Source organism: Mycolicibacterium boenickei (assembly GCF_010731295.1).
GTDB lineage: Bacteria > Actinomycetota > Actinomycetes > Mycobacteriales > Mycobacteriaceae > Mycobacterium > Mycobacterium boenickei.
This window is the reverse complement of record NZ_AP022579.1, coordinates 1676250-1694617: the sequence shown is the minus strand read 5'-3', so window position 1 is coordinate 1694617 and position 18368 is coordinate 1676250. Positions and strand designations below refer to the sequence as shown.

The following is an 18368-nucleotide window of genomic DNA, read 5'->3' as shown; positions in this document are numbered from 1 at the left end:
TGCCGAAATGTCGCCCTGTGTGAAGCGCCCGTCACGGTGTGCTCACGGTCTGCGCGCCGCACATGTGAGGACGTGCTGCCGTGAGATCGAGCTAATCCAACTGGCGGGCAAGCGCCTGGCCGATGGCCCGAGCGGCCTCGGCGAAACGTTGCGGATCCGGCCCGGAAAAGTTGAGCCGCAGGTACGGCCCGGACGGCTCGGCCGGAAACCATTCGTTGCCCGCCGCGACCAGCACCGACTCGGCCTCACACTCTCGCACCAGGCGCTGCAGGTTGATCGCGTCGGGCAGTCGCAGCCAGAGATGCAGCCCGCCGCGGGGCACATGGTCCAACTGGGCACCGGGGGCGTGCGCGGCCAAGGCGGCGATGAGCAGGTCCCGCCGGGCCCGCAACTGCTGGCGCAAGTCCCGCAGGTGCGTGCGCCAGGCCGGCTGGGTGACCACGTCGAGTGCCGCGTCCTGCAGCAGACCACTGACATACATCGACTCCGCACCGCGGTCGGCCAGGATCCGGTCCCGGGCCGGACCCCTGGCCACCATCGCCGCCACCCGGATCGACGGCGACACGCTCTTGGTCAGCGACCGCAGATAGATGACATGGCCGGCGTCATCGGAGGCGGCGACCGGCCTGGAGGTGCTGTCGATGCCGAAATCGTGTGCCCAATCATCCTCGATCAGGAACGCACCGTGGCCGCGCACCACCTCGAGCACCCCGCCGGTGAGCTCCGGATCCCATTGGGCACCAGTCGGATTGGCGTAATTCGGCTGTGCGTAGAACACCCTGGCCCCGGTCTGCGCGAAGGCGCGGGAAAGCTCCTCCGGGTCAGGACCCTGCGGTCCGCTGGGTACCGGCACCAGCCGGACACCGCACTGGGCCGCGGCCAGGATGGCTCCCCAGTAGCTGGGCGATTCGATCAACATCGGCTGCCCGAACCCGACCAGCGCCCGGAAGATCGAACTCAGACCGCTCTGGCTGCCCGGCAGCACGATGACCTCACGGGCGGTCGGTGGTGTCACACCCGCACCGAAGGCCTCGGCCAGTTCCTGGGCGAACCAGGCCTGCAGGTCGGGCCGGCCGGGAGCGGGCGCGGCAGTCACCGCGGCATCGCCGCGGGCCGCCCGCGCGAATGCCGTGCGGACCAACCGCTGCGGGAGGAGTTCTCGGACGGGATAACCGGAGTGCAAGGCGATCACGTCGGGCGCGACGCTGCGCAACGGCGTCGACAGTGCGGGGATGCGCGCCTGCGGGGACCCCAGTGCGGCGGTCTGCCAGCCGTAATCGGGCAGGCGCGCGCTGCGCACCGCCCGCACGAAGGTCCCCACCCCCGGTCTGCTCTCCACCAGGCCCAGGCTGCGCAGCGTGCGCATGGCCTTGGCCACCGTCACCGGGCTGGCCGCATATTCCGCCACCAGGGCCCGGTTGGACGGTAGCTGCGCCCCCGGTGGCGCCGTGCTGATCCACTTGCGCAGGCCGGAAACGATCCGCTCGGTGCTATCGTTATCCATGTTGATACAGAGTAGCGCTACTGGTCAAAGCTCGTCGGCGCTATCCCGCTCCGGACTGTGGTGGGGGCTGCTGGGTGTCACCGCGTTCTCGTTCACGATCGTGTTCACCAAGGTGGCCACCGGCGGGCTGTCCCCGCTGTTCATCGGCGCCGGGCGGGCCGTGGTCGCCGCAGCGATCGCGGCTGCGGCTCTGACGCTGACCCGGCAGGCGCTGCCCTCCGCCCGGCAGTGGGCCCGGCTGGCCGTCGTGGCGGCCGGTGTCGTCGCGGGCTTTCCGCTACTGACCTCCTACGCACTCACGGTCGCGCCCGCCAGCCACGGCGCCATCGTGGTCGCGCTGCTGCCTGCCGCCACCGCGGTGTGTGCGGTGCTGCGCGGTCACGAGCGCCCGCCGACCGCGTTCTGGGTGATGGCGGCGGCCGGAGCCCTGGCCGCAGTGGTGTTCGCCATGGTGCATGGCTCCGGGTTGGGGCATCTGAGCTGGCCGGACCTACTGTTGTTCGGCGCGGTGCTGGCGGCGGCGGTCGGGTACGCCGAGGGCGGGTTGCTGGCTCGCGAGCTGGGCGCCTGGCAGACGGTGTCCTGGGCCTTGGTGGTGGCAGCGCCGGTGATGCTGGCCTTGACGGCGCTGGCCATCGTGCAGCAACCGCCGCACGCGACATCTGTGCAGTGGGCCGCGTTCGGCTACCTGGCCGTGGTCAGCATGTATCTGGGCTTCTTCGCCTGGTACCGCGGCCTGGCCATCGGTCCGATGACCCAGGTGAGTCAGGTCCAGTTGGTCCAGCCTGTGATGACCATCGGGTGGGCCGCCCTGTTACTGCACGAGCGGCTGACCTGGTCGACGGTTCTCGGGGGCACCGTCGTCATCGCGTGCGCCGCCCTGGCCGTCCGCATCCGCCTGAGGTAGGGCGGTGACACCGAAGCCGGTGGAATCCACTGGGTTCCACCGGCTTTCGGCATCGATCACAGGTTTACCGGATAGTCCGAGGTGTAGACGTCACCACGAATGCGCCCCGGCGGGGGTGGCCCCTCGACCACCACCCAGGCCTGCGTGGCGCCCGAACTCAGCGGCCCGGCGACCGTCACTGTTCCCGTCCCACTGGCATCGGTGTGCAGCACTGCGCCGGACACTCCGGGATCTCCGACGTTGCACGTCGCCACCGACGACCGCGGCAGCTGGATGAGCCGGACCCGGTAGTCGATGTCGGGCGTGGCCGACTGCAGCGAGACCTCGGCACCTACGTGCGAGCCGTCGGCACCGATGCTGGCCCGGCCGGAACCGGAACCCGAGCCCATGCCGCCGAGAAACAACGCCTTCGTGAAATCACACCCTCGGATGGAATTCGACAACGGCACCATCGTCGCCGCCCCGGCCGGTGCCGCACCGATCCCACTGAGCACCACACCACCCGCCGCAACCAGCGTCACCACACTTCTCATGCGCCAACCCATCGCTGCATCCCGCCCGCTCGACGTATCAGTGCGCAATTATTGGCACAATTCGCACGTCGAGAAGCGGTAGTTCGCGCAAATCGCTGATGGCTAACGCCAGCGGCCGAGCACTTCCTTGGCCCGCGCGCTCAGCACGGCCTGCAGGAACGGACCGAAGGTGATGCGCCCGACGCCGAGTTCCGTCAGCGCAGTCAGATCGGCGGAATCGGGTGGAACGGTCACGCTGACCGGCAGCGGCACCTCAGAGACGAAGCGCCCCAACCCTTCCGGGTCGGCCAACCCGGCCGGGAACAACGAATCGGCACCCGCCGCAGCGGCCTCGGACAACCGGGCGATCGCCCGGTCCACCCGATCAGCGGCATCGCCGTCCTTGCGCAGGAACAGATCGGTGCGCGCGTTGATCACCACGTGCACGCCTGCGGCATCCGCCGCCGCGCGCAGCTGTCTCACCAGCTCGGCGTGCTCGGACGAGCTTCGCAGCCGCTTGTCCTCCTTGTGCACGGTGTCCTCGATGTTCAGCCCGACCGCACCGACCTCGAGCAGGCCCTCGATCAGCCGCTCGGGCCGCTCGCCGTAGCCGGACTCGATATCCACCGAGACCGGCACGTCGACCGCGTCGGTGATTTGCCGCACCCGGGTCAGCAGATCGTCATACGACATCACCTCGCCGTCGGCCTTCCCGATCGAATCGGCCAGCGGGTGGCTACCCACGCTCAGCCCGGCGAAGCCCTCGCCGACCGCCAGCCGCGCCGACCAGGCGTCCCACACCGTGGGCAACACGACGGGGTTGCCGGGTTGGTGCAGCGCCAGCAACGCCGCCGCCCGCTCCTGCAACGTGGTCTCGGTCATAGCTCCTCCAGGTGCTCAGATGTCCTGCTCAGATGTCATTCGGCGAGGCGCGAAGCCAGCGGAACCAACACTACGACCCGGGTTCCGGCGGCTCCTGACGAGCAGTCCACGACACCTCCGAGGACGTGATGCGCATCACGTCTCGATCGTGATGTGGCTAGCATTGGTTGTCGTACTGTGAGCCCTGACACCTTCAGCCCGAGGAGGTCACTTGTCCACCACCACTGAGTTCTCTGAACTGCACAACTTGATCGGCGACATGCGTCGCTGTGTCACCACACTGGCGTCGAAGTACGGGGATTCCCCCGCCATGCGCCGCGTGGTGAACGACGCCGAGCGGATCCTCAACGATATCGAGCGGTTGGACATCGACGCCGAAGAGTTGGAGATGCGTCACGGCGTGACACGCCAAAAACCAGCCCGCGAGAAAATCGGCATCCCCGACACCCAATACGGAAGCGAGTTCTGGCAGGACGTCGCCGACGAGGGTCTGGGCGGATACCGCTGAGCTCACGGGCGTTCGACGCCCGACGAATAACTGAACCTCAGAAAGGGAACCGTGAGCGCACCCACCGCTGACCGTCGCGCGACCGGGGTCTTCTCGCCCACACGAGCGCAGATCCCCCAACGCACCCTACGGACCGACCGGTGGTGGCAGGCACCACTATTGACCAATCTGGGGCTCGCGACATTCGTCATCTATGCGACGGTCCGGGCGTTCTGGGGAAGCGCGTACTGGGTAGAGGACTACCACTACCTGACGCCCTTCTACTCACCGTGCGTCAGCACGGCGTGCGCGCCCGGATCGAGCCACTTCGGACAATGGGTCGGCGAGCTGCCCTGGTTCATCCCGATGGCGTTCATCTCATTGCCGTTCCTGTTGGCCTTCCGGCTGACCTGTTACTACTACCGCAAGGCGTACTACCGGTCGGTGTGGCAGTCACCCACCGCCTGCGCGGTCGCCGAACCGCACGCGAAATACACTGGGGAAACCCGGCTTCCGCTGATCATGCAGAACCTGCACCGGTACTTCTTCTACGCCGCGGTGCTCATCTCACTGGTCAACACCTACGACGCGATCACCGCGTTCCACTCGCCGTCCGGCTTCGGGTTCGGCCTGGGCAACATCATCCTGACCGGCAACGTCATCCTGCTCTGGGTCTACACGGTGTCCTGCCATTCATGCCGCCACGTCACCGGCGGCCGGCTCAAGCACTTCTCCAAACACCCTGTGCGCTACTGGATGTGGACACAGGTGAGCAAACTCAACACCCGCCACATGCTCTTCGCCTGGATCACGCTGGGCACCCTGGTCCTCACCGACTTCTACATCATGTTGGTAGCCAGCGGCACCATCTCGGATCTCAGGTTCATCGGCTGAGTCGGCCAGCTGAATTCATTGGCCGACAAGTAGATACACGCGAAAGGCGAGTGGGGAATTTCTATGGGCGAGTTGGAACGGCACTCCTACGACGTTGTCGTGATCGGTGCCGGCGGGGCAGGTCTGCGCGCGGTGATCGAGGCCCGCGAACGCGGTCTGCGGGTGGCGGTGGTGACCAAGTCGTTGTTCGGCAAGGCCCACACCGTGATGGCCGAGGGCGGCTGCGCGGCGGCCATGCGCAACGTCAACACCAAGGACTCCTGGCAGGTGCACTTCGGCGACACCATGCGCGGCGGCAAGTTCCTCAACAACTGGCGCATGGCCGAACTGCACGCGCAGGAGGCTCCCGACCGGGTCTGGGAGCTGGAAACCTATGGCGCCCTGTTCGACCGGACCAAGGACGGCCGGATCAGCCAGCGCAACTTCGGCGGGCACACCTACCCGCGGCTGGCCCACGTCGGTGACCGCACCGGCCTGGAGATCATCCGCACGCTGCAGCAGAAGATCGTCTCGCTGCAGCAGGAGGACAAGAAGGAACTCGGCGATTACGAGGCCCGGATCAAGGTCTTCCACGAGTGCTCCATCACCGACCTGATCAAGGACGGCGACCGCATCGCCGGCGCCTTCGGCTACTACCGCGAGACCGGCGACTTCGTGCTGTTCGAAGCGCCTGCGATCGTGCTGGCCACCGGCGGCATCGGTAAGTCGTTCAAGGTGTCGTCGAACTCCTGGGAGTACACCGGCGACGGCCACGCCCTGGCCCTGCGCGCCGGGTCGGGCCTGATCAACATGGAGTTCATCCAGTTCCACCCGACCGGCATGGTCTGGCCGCTGTCGGTGAAGGGCATCCTGGTCACCGAGGGTGTCCGTGGTGACGGCGGGGTGCTCAAGAACTCCGAGGGCAAGCGCTTCATGTTCGACTACATCCCCGCGGTGTTCAAGGGCCAGTACGCCGAGACCGAGGAAGAAGCCGACCAGTGGCTCAAGGACAACGACTCCGCACGCCGCACCCCTGACCTGCTGCCTCGCGACGAGGTAGCCCGCGCCATCAACTCCGAGGTGAAAGCGGGTCGCGGCTCGCCGCACGGCGGCGTGTACCTCGACATCGCCTCCCGCATGCCGACCGAGGAGATCAAGCGCCGGCTGCCGTCGATGTACCACCAGTTCATGGAGCTGGCCGAGGTCGACATCACCAAGGACGAGATGGAAGTCGGCCCCACCTGTCACTACGTGATGGGCGGCATCGAGGTGGATCCCGACACCGGTGGCGCGGCCACGCCCGGCTTGTTCGCGGCGGGCGAGTGCTCTGGCGGCATGCACGGCTCCAATCGCCTTGGCGGCAATTCACTTTCGGATCTGCTGGTGTTCGGCCGACGGGCCGGCCTCGGCGCCGCCGACTATGTGGCGGCGCTGCCGGAGCGGCCCAAGGTCAGCGAAGCAGCTCTCATCGAGGCCACCGAGTTGGCACTGGCACCGTTCGAATCTCACGCCAATCCGGAGAATCCGTACACGCTGCACGCCGAGCTGCAGCAGTGCATGAACGACCTGGTCGGCATCATCCGCAAGGCCGAGGAGATCGAGGAAGCCCTGACCAAGCTCGCCGAACTGCGCACCCGGGTGCACAACGTCAGCGTCGAGGGCGGTCGCGTCTTCAACCCGGGCTGGCACCTGGCCATCGACATGCGCAACATGCTGCTGGTCAGCGAGTGCGTGGCCAAGGCCGCGCTGGCCCGGACCGAGAGCCGCGGCGGGCACACCCGCGACGACTATCCGGAGATGGACGCCAACTGGCGCAACACCCTGCTGGTATGCCGCGCGGTCGGCGAGGATCAGGTGGTGCCGGATGTGACGGTGACGCCCGAGTCGCAGCTGCCGATGAGGGAGGACCTGCTGGCCACGTTCGAGCTGTCCGAACTCGAAAAGTATTACACCGCGCAAGAACTGGCCGAACACCCCGATCGGAAGGGATGAGCATGAGTGCCTACAACGCGAACCTGCGCGTCTGGCGCGGCGATGAGTCCGGCGGTGGGCTGCAGGACTACACCGTCGAGGTGAACGACGGTGAGGTGGTGCTCGACATCATCCACCGGCTGCAGGCCACCCAGGCCGGCGATCTGGCAGTGCGGTGGAACTGCAAAGCCGGCAAGTGCGGATCCTGTTCGGCCGAGATCAACGGCCGCCCGCGGCTCATGTGCATGACCCGGATGTCGACCTTCGACCCGTCCGAGACGGTGACCATCACGCCGCTGCGCACCTTCCCGGTGATGCGCGACCTGGTGACCGACGTGTCGTTCAACTACGAAAAGGCCCGCCAGATCCCGTCATTCACCCCGCCCAAGGAGCTGCAGCCCGGCGAGTACCGGATGCAGCAGGAGGATGTGAACCGCAGCCAGGAGTTCCGGAAGTGCATCGAGTGCTTCCTGTGCCAGAACGTCTGTCACGTGGTCCGCGACCATGAGGAGAACAAGGAAGCCTTCGCCGGACCGCGGTTCCACATGCGGATCGCCGAGCTGGACATGCATCCCCTCGATGTCCTCGACCGCAAGGACATGGCGCAGGACGAGTTCGGGCTGGGCTACTGCAACATCACCAAGTGCTGCACCGAGGTGTGCCCCGAGAACATCAAGATCACCGACAACGCGCTGATCCCGATGAAGGAACGGGTTGCCGACCGGAAGTATGACCCGATCGTGTGGTTGGGCAACAAGCTGTTCCGCCGATGAGCGCTTGCGCGAAGAGGAAACAGCCCAGCTAGCTCGCACCGTCGAGTCTGCGTTCAGATCGCCGGACCGCTGCAGAATGCGATCTGAGCGCGGACTCGGCGTTGCCTCGGCGCGTAGGCTCGAAGGGGCAGCCAATCAGCGTCGAAAGGCAGCTTCATGAGCATGGGACAGACTCACAGCATCAACGAGATCCGGACCGCGATCCGGGAACTGTCGGTCCGGGCCGAACTGGCCCGCAAAGAGGGCCGCCCGGGCGATGCAGGCGAGATCGAGGAGCGCATCGCCAAGTACCGCGACGAGCTCGCCGCGCGGCCCTGATCGGGCCGATCCTGAGCCGTAGCCGCCGGAGTCAGGCTCCGAGCTTGCGGAACGTGCTGCGGTGGAAAACGATCGGTGCCACGTCGGCGTTCACCGTGATGTCGCTGACCCGCAGCACCACGATGGTGTGATCGCCGGCCTCCACCAACTGCTCGATGGCACTTTCCAGCCACACGCTGGTGCCGTGAATGAACACCGCGCCGGACTCACGTGACTCGGTTTCCAGGCCGGCGAACCGGTCCCCGGTCTTGGCCGCCAGCGTGCGGGCCGCCTCGTCATGCGATTCGCCGAGCACGCTGATCCCCAGCGACGGCAGGTCCTTGAGCTTCGGCCAGGTGGTCGACGAGTTCTGCACGCAGAACGACACCAGCGGCGGATCGAGCGACACCGGCACGAAGGTGCTGGCAGCCAAGCCGACCAGGGTGCCGTCCACCTCGGCCGCAATCGCGATGACGCCTGACGGAAAGTGGCCGAACGCTTCGCGCAGCGACGTCGGGCTCAGTTCTGTTGCACTCATAGCACCTCCATCTTCACACAGCTCTCTCTCGTCGCTGCCCCGCGCTCCATCATCGTCTCGACCAGCGGCATCAGCCAGGGTGGCGATCGCGGTGAACCCAACCCCGGCGACGGCCGGTAGGTTGGCCCCATCATGTGGATTCCGCTTCTGGTGATGGCCGCAGCCGTCAGCCTGGAGCCGTTCCGCATCGGTATGACCATCCTGATGCTCAACCGGCCGCGCCCCCTACTCCAACTGCTGGCGTTCCTCATCGGCGGCTTCGCGATGGGCACCACGGTCGGTCTGATCGTGTTGTTCCTGCTGCGGCCCGCCCTGGGATCGGCGCATTTCACCCTGCCCAGGGTCCAGTTGGCGGTGGGGGCGCTGGCGCTGCTGGCCGCCGCCCTCCTCGCCATCGGAAGGCCCTCCCGCTGGTTGGCGCCCAAGCCCGAGCGGCAACCCGGACCACTCGTGACGCGTCTCAAGGAACTGCTGGGCGGTCATTCCCTGTGGACCGCGAGCGCCGCGGGGCTCGGCATCGCCCTGCCGTCGGTCGACTATCTCGCCGCGCTGGCGCTCATCGTGGCCTCCGGCGCTGCCGCAGCCACCCAAGTGGGGGCTCTGCTGCTGTTCAACGTGGTGGCGTTCGGCCTCGTGGAGATCCCGCTGATCTCGTACCTGGTGGCCCCGGAGCGCACCCGCGCCGGCCTGGCCGCGCTGCACGATTGGCTGCAGACACAACGCCATCGCAAGGTCGCCGCCGTGGTCGCCATCGTCGGCTGCGTGCTGCTCGTCGTCGGGCTCATCGGCCTCTGACACCTCAGCCGTGGACCTCACGGTGCAAGCGGGGAATATCGTCGTCGGCCCGCCGGAACCGGTGCAGGTGCGCCGATACCGTGGGCTTCGACATGGCCTCGAATTCCTTTGCCGGCAAGGCCATCTGAAAGACCAATCCGGTTCCGCCCGCTCCCTCCAGCAGCGCGCCGGCTCCGGCGATGGGCAACGTCATCAACAGCACGCAGTAGGCCGTGGCAGTGTCCTCGAACCGGAGCCGATACACCCCGAAACCGCTCAGGTTGGTGACGAGCGGGTTCCACCTCATCGGGTTGAAGGCATTTGTGACACAACGGACCGCCCGCACGGCACCAATGGCGTCGAGGAACCGTTGATTGATGCGCATGTCGCAGTGTTCGTCCGCGAAGTGATCCACGTGGTGACGGATGCGTTCGGCGATCGCACGTGCGGGCTCTCCGCGTCGTACGTCGACTTTCAGCGTCGTGACGATGTTGCCGATCAGCATCGGATCGAGGTCGCACCTATTGCGGACGTTGACGACGATCGCCAGCGCGCGGCTGTCCACCGCGGGGTCCGCCCACATGAGCGCCTCCGTTACGTGCGCGCACACCGCATCGTTGGCGGACAACCGGATTCGATCGCCGTAGGCGCTACGCATGCGGGCGATTTCGTCCTCCCCGAAGTACAGGTTCAGGGTCCGCTGCCCGCGAGCCCCGTTGACCAGGTACCACGCCCCGCTCGCGATCTCCGTGGGGCTCAGACAGCGCACCCCGGGCTCTCGTGCGCCATCGGCGGGCAGATGCTCATCGAGGTAGGCCGCGCGGTCTTCGACGATCAACGGCTCGGCCGGAGGCTTGCCGGCAGCCGCGGCTGCCCACGCGTCCATGAAATGCATCAGTGTCCGCATGTCGCCGACGGCGTGGTGCCATGACACCCCGATGGCGGTCGCCTCGTCGGCGAGGTGGGTGACCCTGATCTGACACAGCGGACCCCATCCCCATCGCGCCAAGGGACCGTTCACCGGATCGACGAGCCAGCTTCCGTTGTCCTGCAATGTGGAACGGATCGCCTCATCGAGCGTGTGGCTCGACGACTCCGCGGTGAACGGCACGCCCTGCCCGTCACAGCGGATCGTCATCGCCGTCCTGGCCCGGGCCATGCGCCCCGCGAAGACCGGAAAACTGTCGAGCGCGCGGACCAGGGCCCCCGCGAGCGCATCAGGGTCGAGATGTCGCTCGAAGAAGAACACGATGTGCATCGCCAGATTCGCGACGACGACATCTCCGACGTTGCACCGGACGTCGAATCGTTGCGCCCGTGAGGGTTTGATCATCTTGGTCGGCACTAGGGCCGACCTTCGCCAGGGCGGTATCGGCGCCTGACGACGACGCGGCCGCCGCGCTTCGGGGTATGGGCGACGCCGTGGAACCGCGCCTTCTCATCCGGGGCGGTGTCGGTCTGGATCGAGAAATCACGCAGCACCGTCCGCAACACGACGTCCATCTCGGTCAACGCGAAATCCGCGCCGGGGCAACGCCGTACGCCGCCACCGAAGGCCAGCCATTCCGGTGGCGCCGGCCGGGTGTGCAGGAAGCGGCAGGGCTCGAAACGTTCGGCGTGAGTGAAGTTGTCCGAATTCTCGTGCAGGTCGGCGATACGCACGAGCACTGTGCGCCCCTGCGGAATCCGCCATCGGCCGAGGCGGTAACTCGGCGCCCGCACCCGGCGGCCGGCCACATCGATGACGGTCCGGACGCGCAGCAGTTCCAGAATCGTGGCCCGACGGAAGTCGCTGCCGCCGTCGTCGACCTCCCTCACCAACGCGGCCAGCACGTCCGGATGGCGCCGCAACCGCTCGAACGTCCAACTCAGCGCCGATGCGGTGGTTTCGTGACCGGCAGCGATCAACGCCAGTAGCTCATCACAGATGTCCTGCCGCGACATCCCGGTTCCGCCGGCCCGCCGGCTGCGGAGCACCACCGCCAGGACGTCGTCGCGTTCGTCGAGGCGCGGGTCGGCTTCCGCCCGGTCGATGAGCGTGAGCACGATCCGGTCGTATGCCCGGCGATACGCGTTCAAGACACCCCACGGACTCCAGCGTCCCGTCGGGAATGACGGCGTCGACACGAACGCCATGTAGGACCCGAGTCCCTTGAACGGCGGGATGATCTCGCGAAGCCCCGCCAGCTCGGCACTGTCAGCTTCGTCCGCCCCGAACATGAGCCGCAGGATCACGTTCAACGTGATCCTGCTCATCGGCTCCAGGGTCCGGAATTCCTTGCCCTCAGGCCAATTCGCAGATTCCCGGACCGTCTCCTCCTCGATGGCCGTGTCGTGGTTCCTGAGGCTCTGCCCGTGGAACATCGGGACGAGCAGCCGCCGCCGGTCCCGATGCCGGTCACCGTCGAGCGCGAAAATCGACCCCGGCCCGAACAGGTTGCTGAGGTTCGGCTGCACATTGACCAACTGGTCGACGCTCGCGGTACACACCGACCGCACCAGGGCCGGATCGGAGACGATGACGGAGCGTCCGAAGAGGGGAGCCTTGATCTCGAAGATGTGTCCGTGTCGCTTGATCCAACTCCGCATCGCCTTGCGGCGGAACGCGACGAATCCCACCGCTTGCACAAGCCTGGGTGAGCGCACTTGCGGCGGGTGCACCCCGGCGACGGCCTGATCGGTCATGCGGTCCCCCAAGCGGCGACGTTCCCTGGAATCCCCTGGGAATCATCGCGCGCCCGCGGCCGGCCGCACTCGGTAGTGCACTACTGCAATCTCGCGCGGTACCGCGCTGCGGTACCGCGCGCTCAGGCGTCCAAGCGGGTGAATTCGTCCTGCCGGTACTGCTCGACGCAGGCGGCGCGGCGGACCTTGCCACTCGTCGTCGTGGGAATCGACCCCGGCGGTACGAGAACGAGATCCCCGACATTCAGTCCGTGCGCATTGGATATCGCGGAGGTGACGTCGCTCTTGATCTCCTTGAGCCAGTGCACCGCTTCGACCGGGGACTCTCCCCGCTTCTTGACCTCGATCACCGTCACCAGCTTCTCGGTGCTGTTCACCGGAACCGAGATCGCCGCCACCCGTCCACCGGTGATCTGTTGGACCGTCGCTTCGATGTCCTCGGGATAGTGGTTACGCCCGCGGATGATCAGCAGATCCTTGATCCGCCCGACGATGAAGAGATCGCCGTTCGAGATGAAGCCCAGGTCACCGGTTTTCAACCAGGGGCCGTCCGGGGTACCCGGTGTCGGGTCGACGATTGTGGCACCGAAGCACTGCTGCTCCTCGGGCGACCGGCTCCAGTACCCGGCCGCGACATTGTCGCCGTGCACCCAGATCTCGCCGACCACATCCGGCCCGCATTCCCGGCTCGTCTCGGCATCGACGATCCGCACCGCGGGCGACTGCGGCACGTCGTATCTGACCAGCGCAGAACCCTTTCCGGCCGCACAGCGCCGGACCCGGCCCTCAGACAGTTCGTCGACATCGAACGCGTCCGGCTCCGACGACTCGCTCCACTTGCCGGTCGCCACGAACACGGTCGCCTCCGCCAACCCATACGAGGGACGCAGCATGTGGTCGCGAAAACCGAAGTGGGCGAACCGGTCTGCGAAACGTTCCAGGGTTGCCGGCTCGACCCGCTCGGCGCCGTTGATGATGCCCACCACGCCACCGAGGTCCAGCCCGGCGAGGTCGGCATCCTTGGTCTTGCGGGCGGCCAGCTCGAAGGCGAAGTTGGGCGCCGCGGAAAAGGCCCGAGGATTCTCGGCGAGCGCCCGCACCCACCTGGCAGGGCTCTCCAAGAACGCGAGCGGGCTCGTCAGCGCCGCCCGGTAGCCGCTCAGGATGGGTGCGCAGACACCCAGTACCAGCCCCATGTCGTGGTAGAAGGGCAGCCACGACACGATCGTCGCATCCTTGATGGAACCCTGCGTATCCGCGAAGAACCCCCGCATGAGCTGCTCGAAGTTCGCCTGGACGTTGCGGTGCGAGATCATCACCCCGGTGGGCAGCCGGGTCGAACCCGAGCTGTACTGCAGATACGCCGTGGTCGGGAATTCAACTGCGCCGCTGTCGAATCCGTCCGGCCCGTCGTCAGTGTCCAAATCCAGCGAATCGATCGCGACGATCTTCGGCGCGGTGCTCATCCGTGATTGATCCACGTAATCACCGACGTCCTCGGCGACGGCGGACGTGGTCAGGACCACCGACGGCTTCGTATCGATGAACACCGCGCTCACGCGGTCGTGGCTCGAGCCGCGGTGAGGCATCGGCAGCGGCACCGCCACGAAGCCGGCCTGCATGGAACCCAGGAACGCCAGGATGTACTCGAGACCCTGCGGGGCCAGGATCACCGCGCGGTCACCGACCGACCCGTGCAGGCTGATCTCGCGTGCCGCGTTCATCGTCCGGCGTGACAGCTGCGACCACGTCAGAGACTCGGTGACACCCGCCGGGTTCGCCGTGTAGTCGGTGAAGGTGAAGGCAACGTCGTCGGGGCGAAGACTGGCACGTCCGTGCAGCATCGACAGAATTGATGATTGGGGACCAGGCATCACATCACGTCCGTAACTCGTCGAATCAATCTGTTCGGAAACAGCGTCAGCCCGCACCGTTGGGGTTCAGCACTGACAACGCAGCGTTGGCAAGCTCCGACATCGGATCGGTGTTGCCGCCGAAGGTTGCCTCGTTGGCGGGAGCGGTCACTTCCGCGGGGTCGAAACCGTGCACCGGGTCCACCGTGATCGGAGCGGTCGCCGGGTCGTCGTTGCGCGAGTAACCGGCGTCCACCATGGGCAACAGCACCCGGTCCAGCTCGTTGAGCGTGTTCTTGTCGTATCCGAGGTACTTGAAGGGCAACACCAGCGGAAGGTGCTCTTCGGGAACCATGTACGTCGTGGTGGTCCCGCCCTTGGAGTTGACCGTCGTCCTGATGTTCTGCGCCGGGACATTGCTCGGATTGGTGAACGCGATCGCGGTGTGACCGGTGGCCAGGCCGGCGATCGCGTTGATCACGCTCATCCAGTTGTCGGGCCGGTCCGGCCAGTCCGCGATGCTGTCGTAGGCGGAGATGTACTGGTCGGTGTGGTACTGGCTCTCCACCGGAGCCGGTATCCGGTAGTCCATGAACGGCACGACGCTGCCGACGGGAAAGTTCTGGGTCAGGAAGCTCTCACCGAAGGGATGCTTGGCAATCGGGTCGCCGAATGTCGCGAAGCTCAGTTGGTCGGGTGGCGGAGCAGTGGGGTCATTGGCCAGCCGCGCCTTCACGGCATTGAGTACGAGCGCTCCCTCGGACAGCCCCATCGCTGTTCCCTTGCCACCGTTGCGGATCGCCGCGTCGAGGTTTCCTTCTCCCTCATCGACCGACTCGCCGATGCTGGGACCGTCGAGACCGATGCCGGGATAGAACTTCTCTCCGAGCGCGCCGATACCCGGGAAGAAACGCTCCAGGGTGTGCCCCTGAACCTGGCCGGCCGGGTAGTCGACCTTCGTCCGCTTCATGCCGGGGAACCACTTCTCACCGGTCATCCGGATGTACTCGTCGTAGGGGATCCCGAGGACGTGGGCGCCGCCGAGGGCGTAGGCGGTTCCAGGGTTGGACGGTGTCCCGGCGGCGGGCCCGCCCGGCGGCGGCGTCGGGGCCGGCGTGTCATCGGCCCAGGCACTACCGAGGACGCCAGAGGACCCGGTGACGCTGGTGGCCATCAACAATGCAAGTCCTGCAAGGAGTTTCTTCATCTCCACTCCCTATCGCCCCGCTTCGTTTCGTAGTCTCACACACATCACACGTGCGTGCTCACCCACAGTTGTGCGCGCAACTTCAAGATCGCCTCTCACGTGCGCACCCTTCCGAATCGCTCCTCACGTGCGCAGCCGCCCTGTCACGCGCGACGGCCACCAGTTCGCCTTACCGACCAGCGCGGCAATGGCAGGCACCGTGATGGTGCGCACCACGAAGGTATCCAGCAGGATGCCCACGCCGATCATGAAGCCGCCCTGTACCACTATGCCGATCGAGGAGAACATCAGGCCGGCCACCGAGGCGGCGAAGATCAGACCCGCTGCGGTGATCACGCCGCCTGTGGAACTCAGGGTACGGATCACGCCGTACCGCGTACTGCGCGGCGACTCGTCGCGCAGTCGCGAGACCATCAGCATGTTGTAGTCCGCACCCACCGCGATCAGCACCACGAAGGCCAGTGGTGGCACGCTCCAATGCAATTGCTGGCCCAGGAGGTTCTGGAACACCAGGACACTGATGCCGAGTGCCGCGAAGTACGAGACCACCACGGATCCGACCAGGTAGAGCGGCGCGATGATCGAGCGCAGCAGCAACATCAGGATCAGCAGCACCACGATCAGAGTCGCGGTCATGATGAACCGGATGTCCTGCTGGTAGTAGTCACGGGTGTCCCGCAGAGATGCCGGGAATCCGCCCATCGATATCGAGGCATCGGCCAGCGTGGTGTTCGGCTGGGCACCCCGGGCGATGTCCTGGATCTGATTGACCTGGTCCATCGCCTCGGAGCTGAACGGGTTCAGCTTGGTCTGAACCAGATACCGCACCGACCGGCCGTCGGGCGAGACGTACGCCGAGGACGCCTTCTTGAACTCCGGCATGTTCAGCACCTCTGGCGGAATGTTGAACCCCGCCTGTGCCGGATCTGCGGCGTCGTTGCGCATCGTCAACAGGAACGCCGAGGCCTGGTCCAGTCCGGCCGAGATCACCTTGATCTGCTTGACGAGTTCGTCGACGCCACCCGCCACTTCCCGGCTTCCGCCGGCCAGGCGGTTGGCGCCTGATTGCAGATCCTTCAAGCCGGACTGCGGACCGCCGGGCTTGTTCAACCCCATGGCGTTGACCGCCTTGTTGACGCTGGCCAGCGCCGCGTTCAGCTTCGCGACCGAGGAGTTGAGGGACTGCTTGTCGTCGCCCGCGCCGTTCAGCTGATGCGCGAGATCGTTGATCTCGTTGAGGCTGCCTGCGTTGTTCTCGTCGACCAGGCGCTGAAACTGGATGCGGGTCTCGGCACACGACGGGTTGTTGTCGCAGACGGCGTTGTTCTGCAGCGCCGCCAGGACCGGCTCGATCCAGCCGAAGATGTTCTTGACCGCCGACACGTTGTAGCCCATGGCGTTGGAGAGCGCGTTGATGCTCTGCACGAGCTTGGCCGCGGTTGCGACGTCCTTCACCAGTTTGTCGCCGCCGTATTCGCTGCGCGCCGAGGAGAACGTGTCGACCACACTCTGCAGGCTGGGCGCGATCTGGTTGATCTGGGCGCGCACGTCAGCGAGGCTGCCCGCCAACGTGTTGGCCCCGGCCGCCAGTCGGTTGAGATCTCCGGAGCGCTGATCGATCTGCTGGGAGCCGTCGGCCAGCCGGGTCCCGACGATGCCCGCCTGGAACGTGGCCCGGAACTCCGCGGGCACCTCGCCCAAGGGGCGGGAGATGCCGCTGACCAGGCCGACGTCGGGCAACTGTGCGACACGCGAAGCCATCTGCTCCAGGTCCGCCATGCCTCGCGGCGTCCGCAGGTCATGCGGCGACTGGATCAGGATGTATTCGGGAATCGACTGGCTGATCGGGAAATGACGTTCGACCGCGGCATACCCGATCGAACTCGGTGCCGACGCCGCCACGACCTTGCGGTCGTCGTAGTTGTAGCTGGCGAAGATCGCGGCACCGGCCAGCAAGGCCAGCACGAGAAGACTGGCAACGAGATGCGGCACCGGACGTCGCACGATGCGGATTCCGGAACGCCGCCAGAACCGGGCGGTCAGTTCACGCCGCGGCTTCACCCAGCCGCGCGGACCGACCAGCACCAGGATGGCCGGCAGCAGGGTCAGTCCGGCCAGGTAGGCGACGGCGATACCGATCGCCGCGGCCACGCCCACCGTCTTGAACACGCCCATCTTGGTGAAGCTCAACAGCAGGAAGGTCAGGCCCACCGTCGCGGCCGACGCGGTGATCACTTTTCCGATCGACGACATCGCCGCCCGGACCGCTTCGTCGAAGTTCTTGCCCGACCGCAAATAGTCGTGATAGCGGCTGATCAGGAACACCGCATAGTCCGTGCCGGCGCCGGCCATGATCGCGCTCAGAAATACGACGGATTGGTTGGAGACACCGGCCCCGGTGAGCTCGGAGAAGCCCGCCACCAGTGCCTGCGCGATCAATAGCGAGGACCCGATCGTCACCAGCGGCAACAGCATCGTCACCGGACTTCGGTAGACCACCAGCAACACCGCCAGGACCAGCACCGCGATCGCGAGCTCGATCGGAAGCCGATCGTTCTCTCCCGCCACGGTGAGGTCGGCGGCGGTGGCCGCCGGACCGGTGAGGTGGACGGCCATCGGGCTGCCGGCCGTACTGAGTTTGACGATGTCGGAAACGCGATTGAACGAGTCGATCGCGCGCGGCGTGCCCAACTCTCCCACCAGGCCCACCGGCAACACCCAGGTGGTCTTGTCCTTACTGGTCAGGAACTGACGCAGTTGAGGGGTGGCGACGAAATCCTGCACGCTCTCGACGTCTGTGACGTCGTCGCGCAACGCGTCCACCAGCTTGCGGTAGGTCGCCTCGTCCGAAGGCCCCAGCCCGTTCTCGTTGATCAGGGCCACCAACAGCAGGTCGTTGTTGCCCGACTCGTGAAAGGCCTCGGTCATCTTCTTCGCGGTGACACTCGACGGTGCATCGCCGGGCAGGATGGCGAGTGGATGCTTCTGGGCCATGTCGCTCAGCGACGGACACGCCAGGGGCAGGGCCACCAACAGCGCCGCCCAGATCCCGATCACCGCCCAGGGCCACCGAACCACGAAATCGGCTAGCCGTCGCATCTCGTC

At 66.3% G+C, this 18368-nt stretch carries 16 protein-coding genes; 7 read left to right on the top strand and 9 right to left on the bottom strand.

What is annotated here, in order from left to right; all coding sequences use genetic code 11:
• Positions 1-91 precede the first annotated feature (91 nt).
• The gene (locus tag G6N57_RS07845) at positions 92-1504 is read right to left on the bottom strand and encodes an aminotransferase-like domain-containing protein (protein ID WP_077739960.1); all 1413 of its coding nucleotides are present in this window, start codon (positions 1502-1504) and stop codon (positions 92-94) included.
• Between G6N57_RS07845 and G6N57_RS07840 the strand changes: the two genes are divergently transcribed.
• Positions 1503-2411, top strand: coding sequence for a DMT family transporter (locus tag G6N57_RS07840; protein WP_077739959.1), 909 nt, complete (start codon positions 1503-1505; stop codon positions 2409-2411). The genes G6N57_RS07845 and G6N57_RS07840 overlap by 2 nt on opposite strands.
• A 56-nt stretch (positions 2412-2467) precedes the next feature.
• On the opposite strand, the gene G6N57_RS07835 is transcribed toward G6N57_RS07840, so the two are convergent.
• Positions 2468-2944: a hypothetical protein gene (locus G6N57_RS07835; RefSeq protein WP_234815606.1), complete on the bottom strand. Its 477-nt coding sequence runs from the start codon at positions 2942-2944 to the stop codon at positions 2468-2470.
• A 102-nt stretch (positions 2945-3046) separates the two neighbouring features.
• On the bottom strand, positions 3047-3805 hold the full coding sequence (locus G6N57_RS07830) for an isocitrate lyase/PEP mutase family protein (RefSeq protein WP_077739958.1): 759 nt from the start codon (positions 3803-3805) through the stop codon (positions 3047-3049).
• A gap of 211 nt (positions 3806-4016) precedes the next feature.
• Between G6N57_RS07830 and G6N57_RS07825 the strand changes: the two genes are divergently transcribed.
• The 5 genes from G6N57_RS07825 to G6N57_RS07805 all read left to right on the top strand — a co-directional run bounded on the left by G6N57_RS07825 (position 4017) and on the right by G6N57_RS07805 (position 8227).
• Positions 4017-4313, top strand: coding sequence for an Rv0250c family protein (locus G6N57_RS07825; RefSeq protein ID WP_077739957.1), 297 nt, complete (start codon positions 4017-4019; stop codon positions 4311-4313).
• A 51-nt stretch (positions 4314-4364) separates the two neighbouring features.
• On the top strand, positions 4365-5186 hold the full coding sequence (locus G6N57_RS07820; protein WP_077739956.1) for a succinate dehydrogenase subunit SdhC: 822 nt from the start codon (positions 4365-4367) through the stop codon (positions 5184-5186).
• A 63-nt stretch (positions 5187-5249) separates the two neighbouring features.
• Entirely contained in the window at positions 5250-7157 is a 1908-nt protein-coding gene (locus G6N57_RS07815) for a fumarate reductase/succinate dehydrogenase flavoprotein subunit (protein ID WP_077739955.1), read from the top strand.
• A gap of 2 nt (positions 7158-7159) precedes the next feature.
• The gene (locus G6N57_RS07810) at positions 7160-7909 is read left to right on the top strand and encodes a succinate dehydrogenase/fumarate reductase iron-sulfur subunit (RefSeq protein WP_036446517.1); all 750 of its coding nucleotides are present in this window, start codon (positions 7160-7162) and stop codon (positions 7907-7909) included.
• A 162-nt stretch (positions 7910-8071) separates the two neighbouring features.
• Positions 8072-8227: a hypothetical protein gene (locus tag G6N57_RS07805; RefSeq protein WP_162563886.1), complete on the top strand. Its 156-nt coding sequence runs from the start codon at positions 8072-8074 to the stop codon at positions 8225-8227.
• 31 nt (positions 8228-8258) lie between these two features.
• On the opposite strand, the gene G6N57_RS07800 is transcribed toward G6N57_RS07805, so the two are convergent.
• Complete coding sequence (locus G6N57_RS07800) at positions 8259-8744, bottom strand: flavin reductase family protein (protein WP_036446516.1); 486 nt, start codon at positions 8742-8744, stop codon at positions 8259-8261.
• Positions 8745-8876: 132 nt separating this feature from the next.
• On the opposite strand from G6N57_RS07800, the gene G6N57_RS07795 reads away from it, so the two are divergent.
• Positions 8877-9539, top strand: coding sequence for a GAP family protein (locus G6N57_RS07795; protein ID WP_077739954.1), 663 nt, complete (start codon positions 8877-8879; stop codon positions 9537-9539).
• Between the two features lie 4 nt (positions 9540-9543).
• Here G6N57_RS07795 and G6N57_RS07790 read toward each other — a convergent pair whose 3' ends face one another.
• The 5 genes from G6N57_RS07790 to G6N57_RS07770 all read right to left on the bottom strand — a co-directional run bounded on the left by G6N57_RS07790 (position 9544) and on the right by G6N57_RS07770 (position 18362).
• Positions 9544-10863: an acyltransferase gene (locus tag G6N57_RS07790; protein WP_077739953.1), complete on the bottom strand. Its 1320-nt coding sequence runs from the start codon at positions 10861-10863 to the stop codon at positions 9544-9546.
• Positions 10863-12203, bottom strand: a complete 1341-nt coding sequence (locus G6N57_RS07785; RefSeq protein WP_077739952.1) for a cytochrome P450 — start codon at positions 12201-12203, stop codon at positions 10863-10865. Before G6N57_RS07785 ends, G6N57_RS07790 begins: the two co-directional genes overlap by 1 nt.
• Before the next feature lie 122 nt (positions 12204-12325).
• Complete coding sequence (locus tag G6N57_RS07780; protein ID WP_077739951.1) at positions 12326-14077, bottom strand: AMP-binding protein; 1752 nt, start codon at positions 14075-14077, stop codon at positions 12326-12328.
• Between the two features lie 46 nt (positions 14078-14123).
• The gene (gene pe, locus G6N57_RS07775) at positions 14124-15263 is read right to left on the bottom strand and encodes an acyltransferase PE (RefSeq protein ID WP_077741828.1); all 1140 of its coding nucleotides are present in this window, start codon (positions 15261-15263) and stop codon (positions 14124-14126) included.
• Positions 15264-15386: 123 nt separating this feature from the next.
• Positions 15387-18362 carry an MMPL/RND family transporter gene (locus tag G6N57_RS07770; protein WP_077739950.1) on the bottom strand — a complete coding sequence of 992 codons (2976 nt, stop codon included), beginning with the start codon at positions 18360-18362 and terminating at the stop codon, positions 15387-15389.
• Positions 18363-18368 lie beyond the last annotated feature (6 nt).